The organism is Candidatus Desulfatibia sp., from assembly GCF_036446775.1.
Taxonomy (GTDB): Bacteria; Desulfobacterota; Desulfobacteria; order Desulfobacterales; family UBA11574; genus Desulfatibia_A.
The window spans coordinates 1-6,831 of sequence record NZ_JAZFTO010000126.1 but is presented as its reverse complement, the minus strand read 5'-3'; the positions used below and the strand labels follow the sequence as shown (position 1 = coordinate 6,831).

Annotated in this window: 6 protein-coding genes and 1 pseudogene; 6 read left to right on the top strand and 1 reads right to left on the bottom strand. The window is 46.9% G+C overall.

From position 1 onward, the window contains the following. The 4 genes and pseudogenes from V3S16_RS06005 to V3S16_RS05990 all read left to right on the top strand — a co-directional run. Window positions 1-348, top strand: a pseudogene (locus V3S16_RS06005) (transketolase); the annotation flags it as partial. Further along, window positions 345-1,262: a transketolase family protein gene (locus V3S16_RS06000; RefSeq protein WP_413883766.1), complete on the top strand. Its 918-nt coding sequence runs from the start codon at window positions 345-347 to the stop codon at window positions 1,260-1,262. The pseudogene V3S16_RS06005 and the gene V3S16_RS06000, both read left to right, overlap by 4 nt. A 322-nt stretch (window positions 1,263-1,584) precedes the next feature. After that, window positions 1,585-2,958, top strand: coding sequence for a hypothetical protein (locus tag V3S16_RS05995; RefSeq protein WP_413883765.1), 1,374 nt, complete (start codon window positions 1,585-1,587; stop codon window positions 2,956-2,958). Window positions 2,959-3,065: 107 nt separating this feature from the next. Beyond that, window positions 3,066-4,559: a response regulator gene (locus tag V3S16_RS05990; RefSeq protein ID WP_413883764.1), complete on the top strand. Its 1,494-nt coding sequence runs from the start codon at window positions 3,066-3,068 to the stop codon at window positions 4,557-4,559. A 2-nt stretch (window positions 4,560-4,561) separates the two neighbouring features. Here the strand turns inward: V3S16_RS05990 and V3S16_RS05985 are convergent, their stop codons facing one another. Next, a complete protein-coding gene (locus V3S16_RS05985; protein WP_413883763.1) occupies window positions 4,562-5,965 on the bottom strand; it encodes a sigma-54-dependent transcriptional regulator in 1,404 nt (467 codons plus the stop codon). Between the two features lie 301 nt (window positions 5,966-6,266). Between V3S16_RS05985 and V3S16_RS05980 the strand changes: the two genes are divergently transcribed. Both V3S16_RS05980 and V3S16_RS05975 read left to right on the top strand, forming a co-directional pair. After that, on the top strand, window positions 6,267-6,548 hold the full coding sequence (locus V3S16_RS05980) for a hypothetical protein (RefSeq protein WP_413883762.1): 282 nt from the start codon (window positions 6,267-6,269) through the stop codon (window positions 6,546-6,548). A 65-nt stretch (window positions 6,549-6,613) separates the two neighbouring features. Continuing rightward, window positions 6,614-6,814 (top strand): tetratricopeptide repeat protein, encoded by a 201-nt coding sequence (locus tag V3S16_RS05975; RefSeq protein WP_413883761.1) that lies wholly within the window; start codon window positions 6,614-6,616, stop codon window positions 6,812-6,814. Window positions 6,815-6,831 lie beyond the last annotated feature (17 nt).

The following is a 6,831-nucleotide window of genomic DNA, read 5'->3' as shown; positions in this document are numbered from 1 at the left end:
ACTTGGGAGTCGGTAATGTTTGCATCCCAGCACAAGCTGGCAAACCTTGTGGCAATGGTGGATTACAACAAGATACAGGCGATGGGGCCGACCGAAGGAATAATTAACCTCGACCCTTTAATAGATAAATGGAAGGCATTCGGCTGGAACGCGGTGGAGGTTGGCGGCCACGACTTCGAACCGATTTTCGGCGCGCTTGAATCGCTGTCTTCGGAAAAGCCCAACGTGATAATCATGCGCACGGTTAAGGGCAAGGGAATTTCTTTTATGGAAAACACCACGCTGTGGCACTACAGGCCGCCGGATGACGAAGAATACAAGCTTGCCCTAAAGGAGCTTTCCAAATGAGGATAGCGTTTTTTAAATCGCTCCTTGAAACGTTCAAGGCCGATGAGGATACCTACTTCCTTACTGGCGATCTTGGCTACATATTATTTGACGAATTAAAGGCGGCTGCGCCTGAGAGGTTTTACAATATCGGCGTGGCGGAAGCCAACATGGTGGGGATTTCAACCGGGCTGGCGCTTTGCGGCAAATCGGTTTATTGCTATTCCATCGCTCCTTTTTTGGTAATGCGTGCGTACGAACAGATACGAAACGGCATAGCCGGCAACAGACTTAACGTTAAGCTTGTTGGAGCCGGCGGCGGGTTTGCATACGGAAAGGAAGGGCTGACTCACTTCGCGCTGGAAGACATATCTTTAATGAGGGCCTTGCCGGGCATGACGGTTGTTGTTCCGGCCGACCCCGTCGAGGCCGGGCTTTTGGCGACACAATCACATCAATGGCAAACGCCGATGTATATCCGGCTGGGAAAGACGGGCGAGAAACATATTCATGAAACCCCGCCTGAATTTATTATCGGAAAGGGAATGACGCTGTTAAAAGGAAAAGACGTTGCAATAATTGCCGCCGGAACCATGGTTCAGAGGTCGCTGGAGGCGGCGGGGCTTTTGCGCAAAAAAGGAGTTAGCGCAAGCGTCATCAACATGCATACGATAAAGCCGATGGATGCGGAACTGGTTCAAGAGCTTTCCCAAACTCATGAAGCGATTTTCACGGTGGAGGAGCACAACATTAACGGCGGGCTTGGCAGCGCCGTTGCCGAGCTGCTGGCCGAGAGTTCGTATAACGGCCTGTTTAGAAGAATCGGCATTCCCGATGAGCTAAAGCGCGAAATAGGGGACGGCGAATACCTGAGAGGCATATACGGGCTCAACCCTGAAGGAATATTCAACACTATTACCAAGGCTTTGAAATAAAATTAAGAAATACGCCAAAGTTTGAAACGAAGCTGATCTAAGCCGGTATGGCGTAAGTTATCGTCGGGTCTACCTGCAGGAGTTTTTCTTTTTCAATAGTCAGTTGTAATATAACAAAATCAAAGGCTTTCCCATAAATGATTAGAGTAGCTGCTAATAATTCAGAGTTACAAAGAATAAAATAGAATTATTTTAATAAAAAAGCTTGACATCTATTGCAGTTACTATTAATATTTAGCGCGAAAGGAATAAATGTGAGGAGATTAAACGGGGATAGGGTTAATTCCTGTAAATTCAGTATGTTAAAAGCAAGGATGGCGGTTTGAGAATTATTGCGTTGAAAGCGGTCCGCATTTTTCCATTTGCGGCGTTATTTGTTATTTTGTGGTACATTCCGTCGGCGCAGGCCGTTCCTACTTTTTCAAAGAAATATAGTGCTCCGTGCACCCTTTGTCATTCGTCTTGGCCCAAGCTCAACTATGTTGGATTTCAGTTCATGATAAACGGCTTCCAGCTTCCTGACAGCCAGGACGGATCAAAAGCCGGCAAGGTTTCGCCCACATTCGATATCAATTTGGATACCGGCGATGCAAATCCACCTTTCAGCCTGCGTTTTGACGGTGGGTTGGGCTTGTCGAATACGCCGGAAGGTCCCGGCGGACAAGAGGCTACCGGAATAGGGTGCTGCACAAATGGCTCCACCGTTGAACTTTATGCGGCAGGAACCGTAGCCCGTAATGCCGGTTATTATCTTTCGTATCCTCTTGGGGATCAGGAGGCATTCCAGCCGGAGCAGGCGTTCATAAGGTTTGCGAATATATTCGGCCCCGGATATATGGGGTTTGATTTGGGTATTTTCCGAACGTCGGGCTTTGATGCCATTGTGCCTCACAGGGAATGGTTCGGCGACCCTAATCCCGCATATTACGGCACGTCCAGCCTTGGCGGACGCGACAAGGGGGTAACCTCGGCATACGTGGACACTGGGATTAGGCTTTTCGGCAATCCGAATTACGGCATCTTTTCGTATGACGTTGTCTACGTTACCGGGGCCAGAACATCACAGGCCAGAAACAACGCCGGTGGTAGTGGTTTTGGAGCGATGGGCAGGATGGATTATACGAATTATTCCGCATCGCTTAGGGTGTGGAATGCCGAAACCGGCGAGGTTACATTTAATCGGTCATCCGGCGGTTTTTTCACATCGAACATGGATGGCGACGGAGACTTTACCGGCAATCCTGTTAGTCCGGACGAGAAAACGATGGATGTTATTTTTTCCTTCAAGTACGAAAGGGAGAAATGGCAGCTTGAATTCGTTTACGACAAAAATACTTTCGGATTCGATCAGAGAACGGATTTGTTGGGCAATACCTATAGTAGTGAAACAATTACTCGTAACGGGTACAGCGCCGCGGCCATATTCCGGCCGAACTCGACGGTTGCACTCGGTGTAAGATACGGCACTTCGAAGGTGGGGGCATACGTGGAATCGTATAACGGCACAACTTCCACCGTTCCCGAATCGTCCGCGGGGCAGCTTGATTTCAAGTTTGAAATTATGCCTGTCCAAAATGCGCGTCTGGGATTGCAGCTAAGCTTTGATATTTCCAACCAGCAGGCCAGGCTCGACGAAGATGGCAATAAATATGGACTTCAAAACAAATTGGTACTCCTATGGGATTGGGCTATCTAACTCCTCCTCCTCTCTAATACCCAATCCCATTCTTAGGCCCCGGGGCATGACACACCCCGGGGCCCCTCCACTATAATGTATACTGGAAGTGTTTAAGGTTTTAAAACATGAAAGACAAAAAAGAAGATGCAGTAGAGGTTTTTTCCCATGAAGCGGGGAAGAGGAACAAGGTTCTGCTAGCTGAAGAGAACAAGATTGCCCAAAAGATATTGCATCGTGAACTTGATTCCCTGGATGCGGAAATAATCATAGCCCGCGACGGCTGGGAGGCGATAAGACTCGCGGGGGAATTGAGTCCCAATGTCATTACCACCGAAATAGATCTTCCGGGAATGGGCGGCTTTGAAATATGCCGTAAACTAAAAAACAGCTATAATACACGCGACATACCGGTAATATTCGTTACCCATGTAGATTCCGAGGAAGACCGTAAAAAAGCGTATGAAGTTGGGGCGGTCGATTACTGCGTCGCGCCTTTCAAACCAGGAGAACTTGCCTCGAAGATAAAAAAGCTCCTTGAGGTATGGGGTATGCGGGAATCCAGAACCATACTGATAGCCGAGGACAGCGAGACCATTATGCAGATTACCAGCAATATCCTCAAAAAGCAGGGGCATGAAGTTCTTGAAGCGCGCGACGGGCTGGAAGCATGGAAGATTCTCCAAGAAAGAGACGATATCGACTTAATCATAAGTGATATAAACATGCCCAACATGGACGGACACCAGCTTTGCCGCAAGATACGTTTGGATTCAAAATGGGAGTTCGTTCCGATTATCATCTGTTCCACCCTTGCGGATAAGGAAGACATTGTCATGCTTTTGAACTCCGGCGCCGACGACTACGTGATCAAGCCTTTTTCCACCGAAGAGTTTTTGGCACGGATAAAGGCGCACATGAGGGTAAAGGAACTTTACAACGACCTGAACAGAGCTAACGATAAGTTGCAAGCTTTCAATATATCGCTTGAAAAGATGGTAGAAGCCAGAACGCACCAGTTGCACGAAGCAAACATGGAGGCGATTACGATGCTGGCGGTGGCTTCTGAATTCCGCGATACGGATACAGGCAGTCACGTAAGAAGGATTGCCGAATATTCCCGCGAGATTGCGTTGGCCATGGGGTATTCGGAATCAAAGGCGGATGAAATCAGCTACTCTTCAATACTTCATGACGTGGGGAAAATCGCCATACCGGATTCGATCCTGAAAAAGGGAGGAAGTCTTACGGACGACGAATTCGAAACCATGAAAAAACACACGGCACACGGCGAAAAGATACTTTCAGATAACAAGTTTTTCAAAATGGGCAAAGATGTTGCCAGATGGCACCATGAAAAGTTTGACGGCACCGGCTATCCCGACGGATTTTCGGAGTATTCAATTCCGCTTTCTTCCCGGATAGTTGCAGTTGCCGATGTTTTCGACGCACTGACCACCGAGCGCGTCTATAAAAAAGCGTGGGCGGAGGGAAAGGCTCATAAAGAAATCATGAAGCTTTCCGGCAAGCATTTCGATCCCCTTGTGATTGACGCCTTTGACAATCTTTACAAGGAAGGCGTCATATCGGCAATCCTCAAAAAATATGAGAGCGACCGTTAATATCAGTTAATCCCGTATTTTTTCATCCTGTAAAGGAGCTGTGCCCGGGTAAGGCCAAGTTTGGCGGCGGTTTTGCTTTTGTTCCATTTATTTTCGTTGAGGGATTTCTTTATTTTCTGGCGCTCAAGCTCGGAGATCATTTCCGGTATGCTTTCGTCCGGCATCCGTTTTTCCGGCCTGAAGACGGGGTTTGAGATTGACACCGGAACATCCACAATTTCCAAAAGGTCTTCGGGAAGATGTTCTCTTTCTATCTGGCTGTCTTCGCAGCAAAGCATGGCGTAATCTATCACGTTTTCAAGCTGGCGCACATTGCCGGGTAGTGGATGGGCGTGGATTGCTTCCTTGGCGCTTTCGCTGAGAGATGTAACGTTCTTATTGTGAATGAGCGAAAACTTTGAGAGCATGTGCTCTGTAAGTTCGTCTATATCCTGCTTTCGCTCCCTTAGAGGGGGTATATGGATGTGGAGCGTATTAAGGCGGAAGTACAGATCGGTTCTGAAACGGCCGTTATCTATTTCCTCCTGCACGTTTCTATTAGTTGCGGAAATAATTCGCGCTTTAAGCTTGATCGTGTTGTTTCCTCCAACGCGCTCGAACTCCTTTTCCTGCAGGACACGAAGCAGCTTCACCTGAATCTGCTGAGGTATTTCGCATATCTCGTCAAGGAGCAGAGTTCCGTCCTGCGCAAATTCCAGCCGGCCCATCCGCTGCCTTTCAGCGCCCGTAAAAGCTCCTCTTTCGTGGCCGAAGAGTTCGCTTTCAAGAAGAGTTTCGACATATGCACTGCAGTTTACCGGCACGAACGGCAGTTTCTGACGGTTGCTGGTTGCGTGTAAGGTTCGCGCCGCAACCTCCTTTCCCACGCCTGTTTCTCCTGTAATAAGAACCGGGGCGTCGGACTGGGCAAAAAGGGCGATTTTTTTTCTTATCGCATTCATTTCCGGCGAGTTTCCCACAAACAGTTTTTTGCCATAGTTGTCCTGCAAAAGTCCGCGCAGGGCAATGTTCTGCCTGTCTAACTCAATGTGCTTGATAACCCGTTCTATGGCTATTTCGAATTCCTCTTTCTTGAACGGTTTCGATAAAAAATCGAAAATTCCGGTTCTTAAAGCCTCTACCACAATTTCCAATTCGCTATATCCGGTCATGATAATGAAAATCGAATCCGGGCTTATTTTCATCAGCCTTCTGGTAAGTTCAATGCCGTTCATTTCTGGCATTCTGTAATCGATAAGGGCGATATCGAAATGGCTCTTTTTAGCCCAGTCAATTGTTTTCAATGGCGATGTTTCGCCGTGAAAGGTGAGGCTCCCTAACAACTTCAAGTAGTTTTCAATTAGCTCCACATTTTGCGGATTATCGTCCACCACGAGCATCTTTAGGGCTCTAAAGTCGAACGTCACATAACCTCCCTTTGTGGAAAAATCTACAGTTTCAAAATATTAACATCCAAAACGTATAATTTTAACCATTAAATTCCTGGTCTAATTGTAAAACTCTATAAATCAGACAGATTATTCAAGTAAATATTGGCACAAAATGTGAATATACACAAGGGCAGGATGATACCGAGGAAATTAATAACCAGTCAAATTGAGTCTCTCCTTCCCATGCGTCTGTCCGGTCACTCCCCTTCTACCCCCTGCCGGGCAGACGCGAATTTTTTTAAACACGGTTAATAACTATAGGGAGGTGGATATATTGGTGGCGGAGAATATTTCAAAAGAATTCGAGGAACTGTCGAACGAAATAAGCGCCCTTATCTCAAAATCCAGCGCGATTAACTCCATAACCGAGAAGCTTAAAGTGAAGCAACTGGTAAGGCGGGGTGAGCGCGTGAGAATCGTTTTTCTCTTTAAAGGTTCAAATATGTCATTGCACGGACCTTTTGTAGAGATATGCAAAAACATTGACGTTCCATTCGCGGAAGGTCTGCAAAAAGAAGAAAAAGATGAGCTCAGCGACGTTATTTTCATGGAGTGGTAGCGGTTGGTTTTTAAACGGTTTCTTTAAAGCTGGATACCTGCTTGCTTGGTATCAGGAGGGGTTCAATGTCTAAAGAGAGGACGCAAACAATAAAAAGCGCCGAAAATGGCGATCCCGCGGCTCAGTTCAATGTTGGGATGATGTATTATTACGGTTCCGGCCTTGAATTGAATGCTGATAAAGGGGTCGAGTGGATGAGAAAGGCCGCAAGTAAAGGAAACTTCGACGCCAAGTTTTTCCTTAAAGCAATTTCCATAAAGCATTGATAAAAAAGATAGTTTTG